Source organism: Bartonella sp. B1099, from assembly GCF_944801835.1.
Classification (GTDB): domain Bacteria; phylum Pseudomonadota; class Alphaproteobacteria; order Rhizobiales; family Rhizobiaceae; genus Bartonella.
Window position 1 is genome coordinate 17118 of sequence record NZ_CALYLN010000003.1, and the last position, 21623, is coordinate 38740.

Below are 21623 nucleotides of genomic sequence, written 5' to 3' on the forward strand. Positions count from 1 at the left end.
GATGAAAGAAATTCTTTGGCTTTTATGTTTTTTAATCGCAATGTTTCCTTTTCGATTAGCGATAGCAGTAGAGCCGGATGAGATTTTAAAAGATACAGTTCTTGAAAGGCGCGCGCGCGATATTTCATCGCATTTACGTTGTCCTGTTTGTCAAAATCAATCAATTGATGATTCAGATACTTCTCTAGCACGAGATTTAAGGCTTTTAATTCGGGAAAAATTAAAAATGGGCTATAGCAATCAGCAAGTGATTGACTTTCTTGTTGAGCGATATGGTGAATTCATTCTCTTAAAACCACCATTGAATAAAACAACTTGGTTTTTATGGTTTTCGCCTTTGATGATTATCATCATTGGTGCAAGTGTCATATTTTTCCAGTTAAAACGGTATAACCGTGAGAAAATAATGATTGTAAATGCAACGGGGAAAAACAGTCAAAAACGCTATTATAGTCAAAAAGATACTACATAGAGGGAAAAATTTAGCTCATCTGCAATGAGCAATCAACCTTATTGTAAATGATATTGGTGGATACTAAAATCTTACAAAACTTTAACAATTTAGACAGAAAACGGTAAGGTCTGGTATTTTATAGGTGATCAGATTGGGATAGAAAGTATGATTGAATAGGAGCATAGAGTAAATGTTAAAAAAAACTTTCTTTAAAACATTTGTCGCAGTAAGTTTTTCCGCAGTATTGGAGAGTGCACTGTTTTTTAGTGGATGTACATCAAGCTTATGGACGACAAAGGCTCATGCAAGTTCTGTATTTACTTCGTTAGTGCAACAACAGGGATTTGCAGATATCGTCGCTCAAGTGAAACCAGCGGTTGTTGCGGTGCAAGTAAAGAGCAATAAAAAGAAAGAAGATTGGTTCTTTAGCAACTTTTTTAGTGGTCCAGGGATTGATCAATTACCAGATCAACATCCTTTAAAAAGGCTTTTTAAAGAGTTTTATGATTTCGATAAGCCTAAAAATAAATTTCCACATCATTCACAAAGACTCCGTCCTACCGCTTTTGGATCGGGTTTTTTTATTTCGTCTGATGGTTATATTGTGACCAATGATCATGTGATTTCTGAAGGCACAAGTTATTCTGTTGTTCTTGATGATGGTACAGAATTGAATGCAAAGCTCATTGGGAAAGATCCAAAAACTGACCTTGCGGTCCTAAAAGTAAATGACAAAAGAAAATTTTCCTATGTTGATTTTGGAAATGATTCAAAGCTTCGCGTTGGTGATTGGGTTGTTGCTATTGGTAATCCATTTGGCCTTGGTGGAACTGTGACAGCAGGGATTGTTTCAGCCCGTGGACGAGATATTGGTACCAGTAGTTATGATGATTTTATTCAAATTGATGCTGCTGTTAATAGAGGAAATTCTGGAGGTCCAACTTTTGATTTGAATGGCAAAGTTGTTGGCGTTAATACAGCGATTTTTTCTCCTTCAGGAGGCAATGTGGGGATCGCTTTTGCTATTCCGGCAGGGACAGCGAAACAGGTTGTGCAACAGCTTATCGAAAAAGGTTCAGTTCAACGTGGTTGGCTTGGGGTTATGATTCAGCCAGTAACGAAGGAAATTTCTGATTCGATAGGTTTGCAAGAAGCAAAAGGTGCTTTGGTTACAGATCCATTAAAAGGACCAGCAGCAAAGGCTGGTATCAAGGCAGGTGATGTTATTATTTCAGTGAATGATGAAAAAATTAATGATTCTCGTGACTTGGCAAAGCGTATTGCAAATATGAGTCCGGAAGAAACTGTGACTTTAGGGATTTTTAGATCCGGTAAGGAGAAAAAGATCAAAGTTAAACTTGCTGCAATGCCTGAAAATGAAGGTAAGAAAGAAAGTTTAAAATATTTAAATGAACGGGGTAATTCAGATGAAACATTGGAAGATTATGGGTTAATTGTTGCTCCTTCTGAGGATGGTTTAGGATTGGTTGTAACAGATGTGGATTCGGATTCAGATGCTGCCGATAAGGGAATCCGCCCAGGTGATGTTATTGTGACAGTGAATAATAAACCGGTTAAAAAAGTCTCTGATATTATCAGTACAATCGAAAATGCTCAGCAGTTAGGACGAAAGGCGATACTTCTACAAGTGCGAACAAATGATCAAAATCGTTTTGTCGCTCTTCCAATTTTCAAAAAATAGCACTTTATTATCAGTGGGACAGAGATTTTGTAGATTTCTGTCCTACAATGCAATTTTATAACAATAACGGAGATGCGTTTTATGAAAATACTCGTTATCGAAGATGATCGTGAAACAGGACGTTATCTCGAAAAAGCTTTTTTAGAGGTCGGGCATTCCGTTGATGTTGCCTATGATGGTGATACGGGATACGCTTTAGCTGAAACAGAAAATTATGATGTTATGGTTGTTGATCGGATGCTTTTGCATCGTGATGGTCTTTCTATTATTTCACAATTGCGTGCTAAAGGCAATGAGACACCGGTTCTTATCCTTTCAGCTTTAGGGCAAGTCAATGATCGTGTGACGGGTTTGCGTGCAGGGGCGGATGATTATTTGACAAAGCCTTATGCTTTTTCTGAACTTCTTGCGCGTGTTGAAGTATTACAACGGCGGAAGAATCCTAAAGAAGCAGAAACTGTTTATTGCGTAAGCAATCTTGAGCTTGATCGGTTAGCCCATACGGTAAAACGGGGAGATAGAAACATTCTATTGCAACCACGAGAGTTTCGTCTCCTTGAATATTTAATGCGCTATGCGGGGCAGGTTGTTACCCGCACGATGCTTTTGGAAAATGTTTGGGATTATCATTTTGATCCGCAAACAAATGTCATTGATGTTCATATATCGCGTTTGAGAGCAAAAATTGAAAAAGACTTTGATATTCCACTTCTTCATACGGTGCGTGGCGCTGGATATATGCTGAAAGCACCAGATAACAAAGCATGAATCGTTTGATGAATATAATGCGCACGACTGCGCTAAGGCTTTCAGCACTTTACATTTTATTGTTTGGATTGGTGGCAACAGGTCTTTCTATTTATATGACAGCATTTTCTGCTTCTCTGTTAAAAGAGCAGACAGAACAGGCTTTACATGAAGAATTAAAGTATATCGAAAATGCTTATAATTATGGGGGGCTCTCTTTATTAATGCGTACGATAGATTATCGTTCAAGACAACCAGGGGCATTTCTTTATCTTGTTACAGATCCTATGGGGCGTATTTTAGCAGGCAATGTAGCACGTATTGAATTAGGTCTTTTGCAACAGAGTGGTTTTATTTCTACTTCCTTTTTGTATTCCCGTTTTGGAGAACATGGCAAAACAAGTGAACATCGCGCTTTGGCGGTTGTTTTTGATTTACCTAATGCTATGAAAATCCTTATAGGACGCGATTTGGATGAGCCCGAACGTTTTGCGGCGGTTATTCGTAAAGCTGTAATCATTGCACTTGCTGCAATGGTGGGAGGTGCTTTACTCATATGGTTTTTTGTTGGCAGGAGAGCTTTACAAAGGATTGATCAGGTCACGGCAGCATCACGGCGCTTGATGGATGGTGATTTCAGTGGGCGTTTACCGGTTTCTGGGGTAGGGGATGAGTTTGATCGATTATCAACGAATCTTAATGTTATGTTAGACCGCATTGAAGAGTTAAATATTGGTTTACGTCAAGTATCAGATAATATTGCTCATGATCTAAAAACACCGTTAACACGTCTTAGAAATCGTGCTGAAGAGGCACTTTCGGGAAATAAGACAAAGCTTGAATATCGTCAGGTTCTTGAGAGTGTTATTGTTGAATCAGATCAACTTATTCGTACGTTTAATGCGATTTTAATGATTTCACGCATTGAAGCAAGCAGTGCAATTGAGCATCTTGAGATGATGAATATGAAACTGATCCTTGAAGATGCCGTTGAACTTTACGAACCTTTTGCTGAAGAGTCAGGTGTTTTACTTCAGTTAGGAGATATCTTTGATAAAGAGCTTAAATTGAATCGTGAACTTGTTGCGCAAACAATTTTTAATCTTATCGATAATGCGATTAAATATGCATCTAAAGATGGAGGGAAAGCGAAGGTTTGCTTATCAATGGAATATCGTGATGAACATTTATTAGTTGTTGTAAGCGATAATGGTCCAGGAATAGCAGAGGATAAACGTGAGAAAGTAACAGAACGATTTGTTCGTCTTGAAGAAAGCCGTACACAACCTGGTTTTGGGATTGGTTTAAGTATAGCAAAAGCAGTTATGAAGCTACACGGGGGTGAATTGTTACTTGAAAATGCAAATCCAGGACTTAGAGCTGTCTTGTTATTTCCTTAAAGATATTTTTTACTTTTTTATTTTCATACGGAACGACTATTTTAAAAGTATAATGCAATAGAAAGGAAGGCAAAATGCTTTTCAAGGGAGATCAGACGAAACAAGCTTTTTTAAAAACACAGCTTCTCCCTTTATGCCCTCTCAATGAAAGTGGTTCCCAATGGTTAAAAGACATGGCAGAACAAGCAAGGAAAGAAGGTTTAGAACCGCTTGTTTCCATCATTTCAGAGAATGGAACGCAGATTAATTTTATCCGTTCGGTTATGACCTTATCTCCTTTTTTGCGTGAGGTTTTAATTGCCAATCCATCATATCTTAGTCCTTTATTGCATGTTGATATAGAAACAAGGATAAGCGAAATTATCGATGATATTACGGTTATTGATAAGGAGAAATCTATCAATGAAACTTCATTGATGGCTGCTTTAAGGTGCAAGAAACGAGAGGTGCATGTCCTCATTGCTTTAGCTGATTTGAGTGGTGTTTTTACTTATGAAGTTTCATGTGCTTGGTTGACACGTTTGGGTGAAGCAGCATTAGGTGTAGCATTGCGTTTTCTTTTAAGAGAAGCGCATGATCATGGTAAGATCAATTTGCTGAGCCGTGAGAATCCAGAAAAAGACTGTGGTTTAATTATTTTAGGGATGGGAAAATTAGGAGCAGGAGAACTTAATTATTCTTCTGATATTGATCTTATTGTTTTCATTGATGAAACGTCTCCTCATATTGGTAATCTTTCTGAAAGTGTTGATGTATTTTCTAAAATGGTACGCCGATTAATCCGTATCATTCAAGAGCGCACGGCCGAAGGATATGTTTTTCGCCTTGATTTTCGTCTTCGTCCAGATCCAGGATCAACACCTTTGGCCTTACCCGTCAGGACTGCTTTGCGTTATTACGAAGGGCGTGGACAAAATTGGGAACGAGCTGCTATGATTAAAGCACGTCCAGTGGCCGGCGATAAGAGAGCAGGTTTTAATTTTCTTAAAGAGCTTTTTCCCTATGTGTGGCGAAAATATTTAGACTATGCAGCGATTGCTGATATTCATTCGATCAAACGTCAAATTCATGCGCATAAAAGTTACGGTCAAATTGCTGCTTATGGCCATAATATAAAGTTAGGTCGTGGTGGTATTCGTGAAATTGAGTTTTTTGTTCAGACACAACAACTTATTGCTGGTGGACGTTTTCCTCAATTACGTGGACGTCAGACAGTTGCAATGTTAGAAGAACTTCACACGCTTGGTTGGATCAGTGAGAAAACGCGAGATAGTCTTATAAAAAGTTATGCTTTTCTAAGAAATGTAGAACATCGTATTCAGATGCTTGCAGATGAGCAAACGCATCTTCTTCCAAATGATATTTCTCAATTCACGAGTGTTGCTTATTTAATGGGCTATCAAGACAGGAGCAGTTTTATCCGTGATTTATTAAAAACACTTCAGGTTGTTGAAAAACACTATGCGGCACTGTTTGAGAATGAACAAGAACTTGGTTTAGAAATTGGCAATTTAGTTTTTACAGGAGAACAAGATGATCCGGAGACATTAATAACATTAAATCGTTTAGGTTTTGAAAGAGCAAGTGATATTTGTCGTATTATGCGTACCCTCCATTGTGGTCGTTATAAAGCAACGCAATCCGCTGAAGCGCGTGAGAGATTAACAGAATTAACACCAGCTCTTTTGAAAGCTTTTGGTGCAACAAAACGAGCTGATGAGGCAATGTTGCGTTTTGATAGTTTTTTACAGGGCTTACCCTCAGGAATTCAGCTTTTTAGTCTTTTGCAGTCTAATCCCTCTCTTTTAGATATGCTTGTTTTGATCATGGGGGCTGCGCCACGTCTTGCAGAAATTATTACACGCAGATCTCATGTTTTTGATGGGATGTTAGACCCTAATATTCTTTCAGAATTACCCACAAAAACCTATTTAGAAAAACGGCTTGAATATTTTCTTGAGGATGTTTCCTCTTATGAGGAAATTCTGGACCATTTAAGGATTTTTGCAGATGAGCAACGTTTTTTGATTGGTATTCGAATTTTGAATGGTACAATTACAGGAGCAAGAGCAGGTTTTGCTTTTACTGCGCTTGCTGATCTTATGATTACAAAAACATTTGCTGCCGTTCAAGAGGAGTTCTCTCGTCTTCATGGCTGTATTAAAGGGGGACGTGTTGGCATATTGGGAATGGGAAAGCTTGGAAGTCGTGAATTAACAGCCGGTTCGGATGTTGATATCATGTTGCTTTATGAACACGATGATGGTGCAGAAATATCTGATGGAGAAAAGCCTCTTTACATCTCTCAATATTATACGCGTTTAGCACAGCGTCTTGTTTCTGCTTTATCCACACTGACAAGCCAAGGTGTTCTTTATGCCGTTGATTTAAGGTTACGTCCCTTAGGCAATAAAGGACCTGTTGCTGTTTCTTTTCCATTTTTTAAAAAATATTATCGTCAAGAAGCATGGATATGGGAATATCTTGCTTTAACAAGGGCTCGAGGCATTACAGGAGATTCTGATTTTTTACAAAAGCTAGAAAATGAAGTGTGCACAATTATTGCTCTTTCTCGTAATAAGAATGAAGTTGCAAGAGAAGTATGTGAAATGCGTTCTTTGATTGCAAAAGAAAAGCCGCCAAAAAATCAATGGGATTTTAAAACGATGTCTGGTGGCATTGTGGATTTGGAGTTTATCGCTCAATTTTCTCTTATTACGCATGTCATTGAGTTTCAAATTGGGGCGACGACAGTAGATATTTTAGATCACTTACCAAGTAGTTTTCTTAATCAGTCATGTATTGCTGATTTACATTATGCCTATCGTCTCTATACAAATTTGAGTCAAATTATACGGCTTTGCTTAAGTGATCCTCTTGATCCCAATGATATGCCACCTGGATTAAGTGATCTTTTGTTAAATAGCGTTGGGGAACCTGATTTGCTTCGTGTTGAAAAATTAATTGCAGAAACTGGGCAATTGGTCTGTTCAATTTTTACAAAAATTATAAAATATTAAATATCTTTTATAATGATTTTATGAAAGTATTGAAATTTTCAGATAAAATCTAAACAGATATTATAGAATAATAAAAACTGTTCATTCCCTTTTTATATATTAATTTTGGTATTTCATTATACGCTTGAGAGCTTTAGAGAGTGAAAATTTTTCTCTATTCGTTTCACAAGTGTAATGAAAGAGTTTTTCTGTTAAATAAGCTTATTCTAGGCATTATTCTTCATACAAAAAGCACTGGAGTGACGACTTTTAGTAAATAATACTTTTTGTGAGCTTAGCTTATGGGTATGATAGAAGCATATGGCTCATTTATAAAGCAGTAGTCTATCAGATACATTTATGAATTGAGAGTCCTTCAACACAAGAAGATGTGCAAGAGTGTTTTTATCACACAGATTTAGATAAAATCTTATAAAGATTATGGCTATATATGATTTCTTATAACACGAATATTACGAAGATATTTAAGTAAATAAGACAACAATTTTTGTTGATTATCTTTCTCATTTTTCAAAAATATAATTATTGATATAATGCTGGATAATAATGATAAATATGAAGCTATAAAAGCAAATATAGAGTAACAATTTAAGAGAAATTTAAAGATTATTTAAAAGCTTTTACAATATTATTTATTAAAATAATAATTTAATATTTAAATATAAACTTTAATTTTTTATGATTGTGTCATTTTTGCTATAGATTTTTTGCAAAAAATGTGAAACGATTTATTATTATTTACGTATCACATTAGCTTTTAGGGGAGCGATTATGATTACAAAGTATTTAATCTCAACATCTATTTTTTCTTTAATTTCAATTTCTGTATTACAGGCAGCGGATGTCGTTGTTCCTGAACAGCCTGTTCCTGTTATTACAGCGCCTGCTTTTTCTTGGACAGGGTTTTATCTTGGAGGGCAAATCGGCAACTTTTCAAGTAAAATTAAAGCAAGTTATTTAAAAGATGAGAATGCAGGACAATGGTCTCCAGTTGGAAAGGAAGATTTACCTAAACTTTCCGGTTTTATTGGTGGCATTTATGCCGGTTCCAATATTGATATCGACAATGGTTTTATTATAGGTATTGATACAGATCTCATGTGGTTTAATAAAAAGGGTACAAAAGATCACAATTTGCCACAAGAAGGTCAAACTGAAGAATCAGCATCAAAATCAAAAGTTATAACAGTAGGTAGTGATGATGAAAATCATTCGGCAGCCTCTGATGGAGTGGTGCATCACACTTTAAAACAAAAATGGGCTGGTGCTACACGAGTAAGATTTGGTTTTTCTTTTGATCGCTTGATGCCTTATGTGGCTGGAGGTGTTGCTTATACACAGCTTAACAACATAATCTTTAACAAATCTAATACAGAAAATAAAGCGGGTGATCTTGCTAATTTGGTGTATGACGAAAAAAAGACCATGATTGGTTATACTCTTGGGGGGGGAGTTGATTTTGCAATGACTGATAATATTCTTTTGCGTGCAGAATATCGTTATTCAGATTTTGGTAAGAAGAAATTTGTGCAAGATAAAGTTAAAATGGGCTACAAGACAAACGACTTCCGTGTGGGTGTCGCTTATAAATTTTAATTTTTTGCAGAATTAAACAATTTAAAAGCCTCATTTTAAAATGAGGCTTTTATTTTTCAAGTAGGTACTGGTAAATAATCCTCTATTGAGGAGAGGTACTATTTTATTTGGACAATAGTTTGATTTATAAAGATAATTTACTATTTCATGTGGAATAAGAATTTATAATATCGTAGAGTTCTCTCATTTAAAACCTATTCCACGTTGAAGCAATCAAAATCATTTGTTTGTACGTTACAGGTTGGGAAAGCCTGTGCGTATAAAAACATTAAGGAAAGAATAAAAATATTTTTTATGAACCGTTTCGAGCGCTAAAGATTGTTCCAACATTAGGGGACAAAGTGTGTAATAGTAGCGAGTTTCTTCTTCATAAACACAAAAATATGGGGCTTAATGGGACTTTACCATTAAAGCATTCATGGGAGCCGTTGCGAAAGGGCTTGAGTAGCAAAGATGCTTCTTTAAAATAAGCGCGTGAATAAGCACCTCAATGACATTCTATTGTATTTGAAAGACCTCTCATACAATTGAATTTTCTATTTTGCGTTATCATAAAATATTTTATTTAATAACAAAAAAAGTCGCATAAAGTTACATCCGCAAGATAACTCCAATAATAATAAAAGTTCATATTATAATTTTTTATTATTATTAGATATTTTATGCTTTATTATAGATCATAATAAAGAGTATTATAAAATGAGTTATAGGAAAAAATAGATAGAAAAATAGGCATTTGTCGAGATATAAAAACATTATTCTCTATGTCTATTATTGAAATAGAAGCCATTATTTTTTATAAATTTTTCAAATATTCGATAATAACTGTCGCGTATAATAGTAGGGGGGCATTTCAAATCTATTTACCATAAATCAATCAACATCATTTGTTTATGAATTACAAGGGAGATGGATTATTGAAATTATACGTTTTAGTTATTATTGGGCTTTTTATCATCATTAATATTTAGGTATAGAAGCTAAATGCGCTTCTCTATATCCTACAAAATATCATGATTATAGGAGGATAAAGATTTTGCCTATGAGATGCTTTAGGGAGAGTGTGCGATGATGTGTAAAGCAAGATTTGTAGGACTTTGTGCGATAAATCACAGGGGCAATTGGTTGGTGAAATCCGTACGAAAAGAATCTAGATTATTTATCGATCAGATAGGGGAGAAATTTTTGTCCTTAAGAATGAAAAGGAAGTAAACCAATGGTTTATAAAGTTAGTCACGTAAGTGGGGTTAATTAATGGAGCCCTCTGAGAGAAATTGATTTGTCGACAAAGAAGATGAAACTTTGTCTTGTTAAGAGGAGAAGGACAATAAAATTATGATTTATGAAAGGGATATGAAGTAAAAATATTTTCGTTTTTTGTTGTTTTGACAACTTTGGAAGTATTTAAAGATTAATTATTTCAGTACAGACAATCTCGTTTTGGGGGCTGATAACGCTATAACGTTGCAATTGACAGTGCCATTGATTTTGTAAGCGTTCAATGGAAAATAAGTTAAAGCCCGCGGGAGGTTTTTTATCACCAAAAGCTTGTGATGCGGAAGGAACACCAACAATAGGAATTTTTTTAATGGGTCCTTCAATCCACTTCAATGTGGGTAAATGAGTATGTCCGTGAAGAATAAGTTCGCAACCGTGGTGTTTGATAACCTCTTGAAAACGTTTTATATCTCGTAGTTTTTTATGCCAAGACGTTGCCTTGGGAAAAGGGGGATGGTGGATCATGACAACACGAAAAAGGTTGCGCTGTGCTGCTTCTTTTAAAAAGTGCGGTAACGTTTGCGCTTGCATTTTACCAAAATAACCAGAAGCTTGAAAAGGAGGTGTCGCAATGGCTGAAGAAGCAGCTATGATGGCGACATTTTCGCGAATACGCATATAAGGAAAGGCACTTTTTTGAGGCACGTCCCCTGTGATCCAAGGTTTAAAGAGCATACATGCTTTTGGGAGCGCTCCGCGGACATAGGCATCATGATTTCCAAATGTCAAAGAAATATCTTGAGGTTGTCCTAAGGTAAGGAGCCAACGACGCGCTTGTTCAAATTCCTTATCGAGAGCAAGGTTTACAAGATCACCAGAGATTACAAGGTGATCAGGCTTTGTTTTGTTCAAAGCATCTATTAAAGCTTCGAGGACATTTGTTGCCATTTGGCTCTTACGTTTTTTTTGCCAATTTAAGTAACCGGTAAGACGCTTTCCAAAAAGTTCAAAAAGAGAAGGTTGTGGGAGAGGAGAAAGATGGAGATCCGATATGTGGGCAAGATAAAACATAAAAGCTCGTAGAGTATTAAAAACGATTTAAAGAACAAACATAAGATAAGTTGGTGCTTAAAGGCAAGAAAGATTGTAAAAGAAAAAATAGCTTATTGAAAGTAAGAGGAAATTCTTTGAAGAATTGATGCTATCTTGTATTTTTTATGAAAAAGAACAGCATGATACAACAGATCATTCTTGGCAACCGATATGTCTTTTGTATGATGGGATAAATTTTAAAATGATGGTCATAAAGTTTTAAGACTTTTAAACAGCTTTTATACGAACACACATTATCATGAAAAAATCTAATCGTTCAGTGTAAAATGCAAAAGAATATATTGTATTTATCAAGAATTTTTACGGTTATGTGCTGCCATATATCGTTTTTAATGGGAGATGTTTTTCACGCAAAACAGAACGCCTTAAGAGGAATATTCCAAATAAAATATTGTGTTGTCCATTCACATATTTTTTTGAAAAAATATTTTCCAGTGCCTTTGATCTCATTTAACGAAAATTCTTCAAAGCTATGAAAAGCTTCGTTTATAAGGTTTATTCATGAACCACCATCTTTACGCTCATACAAGGTGTAAAGCAAAACCGTTATACTATCCCATCAAAATTTTATAAAAACTCTTGTTTTAAGAAAATTCTTAAGAGGAATTTTATTCTTTCCTTCAATGGTTTTTATCTATACAGCACTTCTTTTAGGGGTGTGAAGAAAATAATGATAATTGATTTAATATGAAAAGGATTATAAGTGAGAAAAACTTATTATATGTGAAGTTATTATTCAGTATTAAAAAATTATCATTAAAAATCAATGTCTTGTCTAATTGTAAAGAATAAGTCAACACACAAATAAATAAGCTTAATTTAAAAACTACTCTATGCAATCTCAGGATTTTTTAACGGCCTTCACGATACCACATGCTGCTCAACAGTAAAAGGCAAACAAGCAGTGCAAAAAAACCAGAAAATATTGAAAAATAAAAGGTATTGATTAAACGCGTTTCTGTCGCTTCTTTCAAAATAATTGAATGTGTTGGGGAAGATGATAGATTTGTTTTTGACTGAATGAGCTTGAGTGGAGGAAGATGAATGTTTTCTTTTCTTTCAGGGTGTAAACGTCCGATGTAGCCCCCCGTGCGTTTAATAATGGGGGCTAATTTTTCTTGTGTTGAAATTAAGTCAAACAATTCAAGATTATCGAGCATCCCTACAGAAGAAAGTATTGTTAAATCGTCATTTTTGATGGTAAAAATCCCTGTCTCATCAGTGGCTACAGTTGCGGAGAAGATACCTTCTTGCTCTTTAGTAAGGACGATCTTTTGTTTTTTTCCAGAAGGAAAAGTTATTTCAGCGGGTTCTGGATGGTTTTTCAGAGTTTGTCGGCGAATTGTTAAATGATGATGGTTGCTGGTTGCGCTTAATTTTTCTTCCTCAAGTTCCGGTTCTTTCATGAGCCAATGGGCAATTCGGCGATAAAGAGCCGCATAAGGACCACCACCTTCAAAACCTCGTGCCCAAAGCCAACTTTCATCGGAAAGCAACATACCTACACGCCCTTTATCAACATGAGAAAGAAGTAAAAGTGGCTGTTCATCGGCGCCTTTCATGAGCGCTGTGCCTTTGTATGCATCTTGAATAGCAATTTGTCGCAGCCAGCGTCCCCATTGAGAAGCTGGAAGGTTAAGTGTTGCAAGATCCCTTGTGACAGGATGACGTTCGCCTTCTTTGGTTAACGCGGGGCGAAAAGGTTTTTCAATAATAGTTCCATTGGGCAATGCTGGTAGGATGCTTATTAAAGGAGTTTTCGCAAGTGAGTTTTTTTGGGTAAATTCAGGTCCTGTTACCATCAGCAATGCACCACCCTTTTGTACATATTGGGCGATATAATCATAATAGATTAAAGGTAGAACATCAGAGTGTTGGTAACCATCAAGGATGATGAGATCAAAGTTATTAATCTCTTCAACAAAGAGTTTTCTTGTGGGAAAGACCACCAAGGATAATTGGCTTAAAGGTGTATTATCTGCTTTAGTGGGGGGGCGCAAAATCGTAAAGTGAACAAGATCAATATTAGAGTCACCTTTCAAAAGGTCTCGCCAGGTTCGTTCTCCATTATAAGGGGCACCTGAAATAAGAAGAACACGTAAATTTTCTCTGATTCCTTCAATGGTTGTTATGGCTCGGTTGTTTTCAACGCTTAGTTCACCTTTATAAGGTTCAGTGGTCGCTTGGATAATATTTTTTTCAGCATGGGGAAGGATAATTTCAGTTTGAAAAATAATACCAGGAGTCACAGAATAATGGCCAACTTCTTGTCCATTGACGCTGAGTATAATATTAGCTTTCTGTGGTGTTGTTTCTTGAGACATTCCTTGATCTTCTACCAAAATGGAGAGCTTTTGTGGTTTGTTGACAAGGGCAAAGCGTGGAGGCGAAATAAACTTGATTTGACGATCAAATTCATCTGAGTGTCCTGTGATCAGAGCATTAAGGGGGGCTTTATGATGAAGATCTGATAGCTCTGGAATGTCATGCACTTGTCCATCAGTGATAAAAATAGTTCCTGCATAACGAGAAGGCGGTACATCAGAGAGAGCTTGTGTTAAAGAATCAAACAAATTCGTTGAGGGGGCATATTGATGATCAGCCAGTTTTCCGGCTTCAATAAAACGCAGTTCAAATTGTGGATAATGCGCCAACATTTTGATTAATTGCGTGCGCGCTTCATCACTGTCGTTTATGCGTGTTCCAAAAGTTTGGCTTTTGCTGCGGTCAATGACAATGCCTACCGTGCTTTTCAGCGGTTCACGCTGTTCTTTGATAATCATTGGATTAAGCAAAGCAAGAATGAGAGCGCTCAATGCCATCAGACGAAATAAAGATCCTTGACGTTGTGTAACAAGACCAACAACGACAAAAAGAATGGATATTCCGCTTAACAGCAGAATCCAAAAGAGTGGTAAAAAAGGCTGAAAAGTGAAAAGTGGTATCATTGCCTTCTTTCTCTTTTAAAGCGTTCCAAGAGCGCTGGAACATGAATTTGGTCTGCTTTATAGTTTCCAGTAAGCACATAAAGGACAATATTTAAGCCTGCACGAAATGCCCATAGACGTTGCATTGGATCATTGGGAACAAGGGGATATTTCCATGTCCCTTTTTCATCGAGTGCCCAAGCAGCAGCAAAGTTATTTGCGGTGATGAGCAGGGAACTTACATTATCGCCGCTGGCAAGAGAGTTTTTATTTTTTTTGTTCGTTGATGAGGATTCAACCCATAAAGGTGAACCACGGTAGAGACCAGGAAAATCTGGCATAATATAAAAGGAACGCGCAACAACATGATCTGTTGATGCGGGCTCAATGGAGGGAATGTTTAACCCTTTTAAGATGGTTCGTAATCTCTGCGTTTCTGGAGTGGCATCTCCTTCAAGATTAAGATTGCTTTTTATCTGATCGCATGTGTCAAATAAAATGGTTCCTCCATGTTTCATAAAGTTATTTATTTTTTCAAGGGTTTTGGGGGTTAGTATAGGACTCTGAACATCAATTGGCCAGTAAATAAGAGGATAAAAGGAGAGTTCATCTTTATCGAGATCAAGTGCTCTAACAGAGCCGGGGGTAAGCATTGTGCGCTCTGCGATAAATTGACTTAAGGCTTCTAGACCACTTTTACTCGTTGTATCAATTTCATGATTGTTGGTTATAACGTAGGCAAGATGTGTTGCACCAGCGGCTTGCACACTATCATGATGATTTTCTGTCGTTTGCGCATGAAGCCTTGAATCATATGAAAATAGGCCAATCAGAATGATGAGAGGAAAGAAAAACAGATTACGCCGTTTATGAAAAGAAAAAATACCTCCCATCCATAAAATGAGAAAATGATCAAAAGCAAATAATAAGAGGGCTAATCCTAAAAGGGGACCGATAAGATTTTTTTCTTTTGTATCGTAAGACAAAGGGTTCTTATTAAGAGAAGTTGGCAATGATGATTGTTGTCTCAAGCGCGATGAATCAGTTAAGAGATTAAGCGCATAAAAGTCATTTTTGACACCATAAAGCCCTGGGGGAATATGATAGGAAGGACGGGGCGGATTTTGAGTGTCAAAGACCAGTGGAACAACATCAGAGGGCGGTACTTGTAATTGTCCATCAGCGGCTATAGTTCGCCAAGGATTTTGTACCCTTGTTCTTTTTTCTCTGTGTGTTGGGTTTGTGTTTTCAAAAGACCCTAATGTGATTAGTTTTTGCAACATTTGTGCAAAAAATCCAGAAAGAGGAAGATTAGACCATGTAGGATCAGGGGCAATATGAATGAAAATGAGGGTTCCTTTCCCACGCTTTGCTGCGGTAATAAGAGGGGTCCCATCCGAAAGGCTGAGCCATGTTTTTTCAAAAAGATCTGGGATTGGTTCTGCGAGGATTTGGCGCGAGACAGTAACATCTTCTGGGAAAGGAAGGTCAAAGAAAAAGCTATTTTTTGCAAAAGGGGCAAGTTTTTGCGGTTTTGTCCAAGACATAATACTTCCAAGAGAACGTTGCCCCTGACGCAGCGGTACCGGAAGGAGACTATCGTAATGTTCTGCACTACTGAGTTTTTCTCCTGCAAAGCGGATGAGTGTCCCCCCTTTATTCACAAAATCAGAAAGCTTTTTCTCTGCTTTTTCAGGGATATTAACCATGTCGCCCATAATGAAAATAGATGGATTTTGTTTAAGCAAATGATCAATATCTGTTGAAAGTTCTCTTCCACCGGAAGTTATAAGCTGTGTATGACCTTGTAGTGCTTTAATAATATAATAAAACGGAGCAAGTAAAGGCTGTGTCATTTCGTTGGTATCGGGAGAGAGAAGAGCAACACGGCTTATCCTGCTATGGCTGTCTACTAAGAAAGTTGCAGCAGCATGGTTTTGGTTATTGACTTTTATCCAAGCGATATCGTTGCGCAGTTCAAGGGGGACATCAAAAGGAATAAGTGCTGTTGTTTTGCCTACAGAGAAATTTTTCGTAAATTGACCAAGAAGTTTATTGTGTGAATCGTAAAGGCTGAGTGTAGCGGGCATCGCATCGTGTGTTGTTGAGCGAATAATACGCGCGACCATATTTCCATTGCTATTTTCTATGGATGTTATGCCGATTAAATCAGAAATATCAGCTAAATACCACAAGAAGTTTCTAGGTTTTAATTCTTCAAGTAGAGAAAAAGTTTGCTCATCGTCATTTGTTTGTAATCCATCGCTTAAATAAGCAATATCAAGAGGCTTTCCTTTGTTTATTTTACTGAATTCTTTTAAGATATGCACACGATTTACAGGCCAAGGACGCGGTTGCAAATGTATTAAATGCTGTTTTATAACCTTTGCTGGTTCGGGTTCCACATTGGAGATATCATTCTCAGCCGTTGCAACAAGATAAATATTTTTTTGCTGTTTTTCTGCCTGTGCAAGGAGCATTTCAGCGATAGAGATACGTTTTTTCCATTCTTTTACAGATGCCCAACCATTATCAATAATGAGCGCAAGGGGTTGAGATCCAGAAAAGCTTATTGGCTTTTGATTCCAAGTGGGGCGGGCTAGAGCTATGATAACCAGTGCGGCTATGGTTAAACGCAACAAGAGCAACCACCAAGGGGTATGTTTTGCTGTTTCCTGCTGATGGGTTGATTTGGGTAAGAATCGTAAAGGAGGAAAGAGCTCTTTCCGTGGAGGTGGAGGGGATATTCGCAACAGCCACCATATGACCGGTAGAAACAAGAGCCCTAATAACAGAAAGGGAGCAGAAAAACTCAAAGTGCCCTCCTTTTTTGCAATGAAGAGTCGCCCATAGTATTTGCAAGATGCAAAATGGTTTCTGTTAAAGGTTGATCTGTTGTACTGACGTGATAAGACCACCCTTGGCGTGTGCAAAAATTTACCAATTCTTGTCGACGTGCTTGATATAGCTTATAATAGCTCTTACGAAGATTTTCTGCTTTTCCAAAAATGTGTTTTTCTTTCGTTTCAGGATCAAAAAATTCCGTATGACCTGTGTAGGGAAAACTTTCTTCTGCAGGATCAGCAATTTCAATTAAATGAGCTGTCACCTGTTTTGTCGATAAAGGAGTTAAATGTTGGATGATTTTTTCAGGGTGATCGAGAAAATCACTCATTATAATGGCATGTGAAAAGCGTGTAATCGTTGAAAAATCAGGAAATGAATTTTCATCTGAATGATTTTCTAAAGCAAATGCTATTCGTTCTACGACATTGGATGTCATTGTGGGGGGTACTAAGTTGGGAATAGCAATATGTTCGCCACACCGTGCTAGAAGTGATGCCAAGGCAAGGGTTAAAATAATGGCATGATTGCCTTTAGAGATTTTAGAAAAGCGCGAACAGTAATGCATTGATGGGCTCTGATCAGGCCAAAGCCAAACGGTTTGTGTCATTTGCCATTCATGCTCACGGAGATAGGTATTTTCATCACGCGCTGAGCGACGCCAATCAATGCGGGTAATGGATTCTCCTTCCATATAGGGGCGAAATTGCCAAAAATTTTCTCCATTACCGCGTTTGCGTTGACCATGCCATCCGGTTATCAGTGTATTGGCAATATGACGCGCTTGTAAAAGGAAATATGGCATTTTGCCATTATCCTTATACAGCTCTTTTGCCAGCGACAATGGAGGTTTTTGTAAAACTTTTTTGCCAATAGCCATTTAAAGGGCATCTTTCACAAGGTTATTGATAATATCTTTTACTGTTATATCTTCAGAACGGGCAGAGAAATTAAGCGCCATACGGTGCTGTAATACAGGATAGGCCAAAGCTTCAACATCATCAAGTGAAGGGGCTAAACGCCCATAATAAAGAGCACGCGCACGAACACAAAGTGAAAGAGCTTGTGATGCGCGCGGACCAGGTCCCCAAGAAACATAAGTATTGGCAAGGATATTGTCTTTATCAGGGCGGGCTGAGCGGACAATTTTTAAAATAGCTTCGATCACATTTTCTGAAAGAGGCATTTTGCGAACGATATTTTGAATTTTTTGCAATTTTTTGGCGGATAAAATTGCTTTTGCATTTGATTTTTTTTCCTTTGTTGTTTCTAAAATGATCCGCCGCTCTGTTGTAAGATCAGGATAGTCAATATCAATTTGCATCAAAAAGCGGTCGAGTTGAGCTTCAGGAAGTGGGTAGGTCCCTTCTTGCTCAAAAGGATTTTGCGTTGCAAGAACATGAAAAGGTTGTGGTAAATCATAACGGGTTCCTGCAACGGTCACATGATACTCCTGCATAGCCTGTAAAAGAGCTGACTGTGTGCGTGGAGAGGCACGATTGATTTCATCAGCCATGAGAAGCTGCGTGAAAATGGGACCTTGAACGTAGCGAAAAGAACGCTTCCCCTCTTTATCGGAATCCATAATTTCAGAACCTATAATGTCCGATGGCATTAAGTCTGGGGTAAACTGGATACGTTTTTCATCAAGTCCTAAAACGGTTCCCAATGTTTCCACAAGACGTGTTTTTGCAAGCCCAGGAGCACCGACAAGAAGAGCATGACCACCAGCAAAAATAGCCGTTAAAGCATATTCAATGATATGATTTTGCCCAAAAATAACTTTGTCAATTTCTTGTTGTATAATATCTAATTCTTTGTGTGCCGTATCAATATCCTCAATAATGACTTGGGCCTCCTGTTTGGGATTAACCTTTTTCACAGAATTAGATGCTGGATCACGGTGATTCATATTTTTTCCTTAAGGCGTTTGTCGCAAAAATAGTAATTTTCTCTGTATGATAATGGACATCTTATTGTTTGTAACAGAAAATGAGAAGAAAAGAAGCATCATAAGCCGTTTTTTTTTCATATTCGTGTATAGATAGAGAAAAGTTTCTTTGAAAGAAAGAGGCTTGTTTTATAAGGAATGTTTTAAAAACTTTGTTTTATGAAGAAAGTTTCTGAAAGCATTGAAGACAACTTTTTTGAAAGGTTAAAGGGTGAATATAAGGCAGAACTTCAAACAGGCTGCGTGGTTACAACAAAGTGATGTCCAAACACTTCTTCGTATTTTATCTTTAGAGGGGGAAGAGGCACGTATCGTGGGGGGAGCAGTGCGCAATCAACTATTAGGCCAACCTATTAGTGATATTGATATTGCGACAACCTGCTTACCGCAACAGATTATTGCACGTGTAGAAGAAGCAGGATTTAAAGCTATTCCGACAGGGATTGCGTTTGGTACCATAACAGTGGTTGCGCATTCATGTTCTTATGAGGTCACAACGCTTCGCAGCGACATTGAAACAGATGGTCGTCATGCAAAAGTGGTATTTGGGCGTGATTGGAAAAAAGATGCTGAACGGCGAGATTTTACGATAAATGCCCTTTATTGTGATGCTGCTGGCAACCTTTATGATGATGTAGGAGGCTTGAGTGATATTGCGAGTCGAACAGTTCGTTTTATCGGTGTTGCAGAAAATCGTATTAGTGAAGATTATTTGCGTATTTTACGTTTTTTTCGCTTTTTTGCGTGGTATGGAGCGGGGCGACCTGATGGGCAAGGGTTGAAGGCATGTGTTCGTTTAAAACACGGTTTAAAAAAACTTTCTTCTGAGCGTATTTGGGCAGAAATGAAAAAGCTTCTTTTAGCTTTTGACCCAACACGTGCTCTTTTATGGATGCGACAAAGCAAAATTTTGCCACTCATTTTTCCTGAAACAGAAAAATGGGGCATTGATGCAATTCACGCATTGGTGAAAACAGAACAGATGCTTGGTTGGAAAGTTGATCCATTTTTACGGCTAGAAAGTCTTCTTCCTCCTGATCCTATACGTCTTCATAAAATGGCACAGCGTTTGCGTTTTTCCCATAAGGAAACAACACGGTTAAAGGAATGGGCAGAGTTAGAAATAATAAGCCAAAACTGTTCTGATCATTTTGTACAAAAATTGATTTATTTTCATGGGCGACAGCCGGTTTTAGATCAATTATCCTTGTCTGTGGCTGCATCATATGCCAATACTCCAGAAAAAGGGGATGCTTTGCAAAAAAAAGAAGATTATCTCAAACTTTATCAGCTTGTTCAAAAATGGCAGATTCCAACTTTTCCCATTAATGGTAACGATTTAATAAAAAGAGGTTTTTCAAAAGGTATCCTTCTAGGAAAAAAGCTTAAAGAACTAGAAATGATATGGATTGAAAGTGGATTTTTAATGGATCATCATGCCCTATTAGAAAAAATTGATTTATAATAACAAGTTACCATTACTCATATGAAATAAGAGCGCCAAATATCGTAAGATTATCTTATTTCAAACTTGTTCATATTACATCAATCAAAATTATTGCCTTATTCGTCACAAGCGAGGGAAGTCGTGTGAGAAAAAACGATTATAGGAGAAAAATGCCTCTTAATAAATCATATCAAAGATAAAGATTCTGGAAAATAAGAACAGATAAAAAGAATAATGATAACGGTTTGTATTTTGTATGAGCATAAAGAGGAGGATTCTCAATGCATTTTTATATGAGAAGGATTTAATCATTCATAGGTGGTGCTATGGAATGGAGGCAATGGGCACTAAGAAACATTGATTTTAATCAAGTGTGTGAATGAGCAATACAATGGCGTTTGCTGCTTTGTGAGAAAGTGACTTTAATTAAAGAGTTCTTCTTATTTTTTTTAAGCCATATTATCTTACAGCTATTTATTTTATCAGCACTTGATTATTGGGAAATGGCAGGAATTATATGCTTTAACTATTACTTATAGGATAGCTTATGAGCTTTTAGAGGCTTTATTCCCAAAGTATCGTTGAAAAGTATGTACTTTTAAGATTTATAAAATTTTTGAAAAATGAGGTTTTTCTCCTTATTGGGAGACCAGAGTTTATGTATTTCGATCATTCTATTAATGCTTTGATAGAATTGTTGTGTTTTTATAGATTACAGTTTTCTTCATGATAACCAATTTGGCGCAGTGCTTCTCCTGTTGTTATGGCTACGCTCATGGCAAGATTGAGAGAGCGTGCCTGTGTTTTCATGGGAATTTTCAATGTGTAATCGACAGCTTCATGAACATAATCGGGAACGCCAGCTGATTCACGACCAAAAAGTAAAACATCATTTTTTTGATAGTCTATCTGCGTATAGCATGTTTTTGCTTTTGTACTTAAAAGCAATAAACGGTGGTTAAAGTGTTTCATAGAGCTTAAAAAATGTTGCCAATCCATATGTCGTTCTAAGGAAGCATATTCGAGATAATCCAATCCTGCACGTTTGAGATTACGATCCGACAGATTAAAGCCTGCGGGCTCAATAATGTGCACATGTAAACCAAAACAAGCACTAAGACGTAAAATTGTTCCGGTATTACCAGCAATATCAGGTTGGAAAAGAGCTATATGAAGTGTCATATTCTCTGTAATATGATTTTTT

General features: G+C 37.1%; 13 protein-coding genes. 7 read left to right on the forward strand and 6 right to left on the reverse strand.

The annotated features are described in order from the left end of the window. The first annotated feature begins 1 nt into the window (after position 1). The 6 genes from NNJ73_RS08715 to NNJ73_RS08740 all read left to right on the forward strand — a co-directional run bounded on the left by NNJ73_RS08715 (position 2) and on the right by NNJ73_RS08740 (position 8919). Positions 2–472, forward strand: coding sequence for a cytochrome c-type biogenesis protein (locus NNJ73_RS08715; protein WP_254493716.1), 471 nt, complete (start codon positions 2–4; stop codon positions 470–472). Between the two features lie 172 nt (positions 473–644). Further along, on the forward strand, positions 645–2156 hold the full coding sequence (locus tag NNJ73_RS08720) for a Do family serine endopeptidase (RefSeq protein WP_254493717.1): 1512 nt from the start codon (positions 645–647) through the stop codon (positions 2154–2156). Positions 2157–2237: 81 nt separating this feature from the next. Next, the gene (locus NNJ73_RS08725) at positions 2238–2924 is read left to right on the forward strand and encodes a response regulator transcription factor (protein ID WP_254493718.1); all 687 of its coding nucleotides are present in this window, start codon (positions 2238–2240) and stop codon (positions 2922–2924) included. After that, positions 2921–4303: a HAMP domain-containing sensor histidine kinase gene (locus NNJ73_RS08730; RefSeq protein ID WP_254493719.1), complete on the forward strand. Its 1383-nt coding sequence runs from the start codon at positions 2921–2923 to the stop codon at positions 4301–4303. The genes NNJ73_RS08725 and NNJ73_RS08730 overlap by 4 nt, the downstream gene beginning before the upstream one ends. A gap of 74 nt (positions 4304–4377) precedes the next feature. Next, positions 4378–7323 (forward strand): bifunctional [glutamine synthetase] adenylyltransferase/[glutamine synthetase]-adenylyl-L-tyrosine phosphorylase, encoded by a 2946-nt coding sequence (locus NNJ73_RS08735; protein WP_254493720.1) that lies wholly within the window; start codon positions 4378–4380, stop codon positions 7321–7323. 771 nt (positions 7324–8094) lie between these two features. After that, positions 8095–8919, forward strand: coding sequence for an outer membrane protein (locus NNJ73_RS08740; RefSeq protein WP_254493721.1), 825 nt, complete (start codon positions 8095–8097; stop codon positions 8917–8919). A 1404-nt stretch (positions 8920–10323) separates the two neighbouring features. On the opposite strand, the gene NNJ73_RS08745 is transcribed toward NNJ73_RS08740, so the two are convergent. The 5 genes from NNJ73_RS08745 to NNJ73_RS08765 form a co-directional block, all read right to left on the reverse strand. After that, positions 10324–11208 (reverse strand): metallophosphoesterase, encoded by an 885-nt coding sequence (locus NNJ73_RS08745; RefSeq protein WP_254493722.1) that lies wholly within the window; start codon positions 11206–11208, stop codon positions 10324–10326. Positions 11209–12101: 893 nt separating this feature from the next. Then, positions 12102–14198 (reverse strand): hypothetical protein, encoded by a 2097-nt coding sequence (locus tag NNJ73_RS08750; RefSeq protein WP_254493723.1) that lies wholly within the window; start codon positions 14196–14198, stop codon positions 12102–12104. Next, the gene (locus tag NNJ73_RS08755; RefSeq protein ID WP_254493724.1) at positions 14195–16993 is read right to left on the reverse strand and encodes a DUF4159 domain-containing protein; all 2799 of its coding nucleotides are present in this window, start codon (positions 16991–16993) and stop codon (positions 14195–14197) included. The genes NNJ73_RS08750 and NNJ73_RS08755 overlap by 4 nt, the downstream gene beginning before the upstream one ends. Then, a complete protein-coding gene (locus NNJ73_RS08760; protein ID WP_254493725.1) occupies positions 16990–17901 on the reverse strand; it encodes a DUF58 domain-containing protein in 912 nt (303 codons plus the stop codon). The genes NNJ73_RS08755 and NNJ73_RS08760 overlap by 4 nt, the downstream gene beginning before the upstream one ends. Continuing rightward, positions 17902–18933 carry a MoxR family ATPase gene (locus NNJ73_RS08765; RefSeq protein ID WP_254493726.1) on the reverse strand — a complete coding sequence of 344 codons (1032 nt, stop codon included), beginning with the start codon at positions 18931–18933 and terminating at the stop codon, positions 17902–17904. 250 nt (positions 18934–19183) lie between these two features. Between NNJ73_RS08765 and NNJ73_RS08770 the strand changes: the two genes are divergently transcribed. Continuing rightward, on the forward strand, positions 19184–20437 hold the full coding sequence (locus tag NNJ73_RS08770) for a CCA tRNA nucleotidyltransferase (RefSeq protein WP_254493727.1): 1254 nt from the start codon (positions 19184–19186) through the stop codon (positions 20435–20437). Positions 20438–21124: 687 nt separating this feature from the next. Here NNJ73_RS08770 and NNJ73_RS08775 read toward each other — a convergent pair. Further along, positions 21125–21601, reverse strand: coding sequence for a tRNA (cytidine(34)-2'-O)-methyltransferase (locus NNJ73_RS08775; RefSeq protein ID WP_254493728.1), 477 nt, complete (start codon positions 21599–21601; stop codon positions 21125–21127). Positions 21602–21623 lie beyond the last annotated feature (22 nt).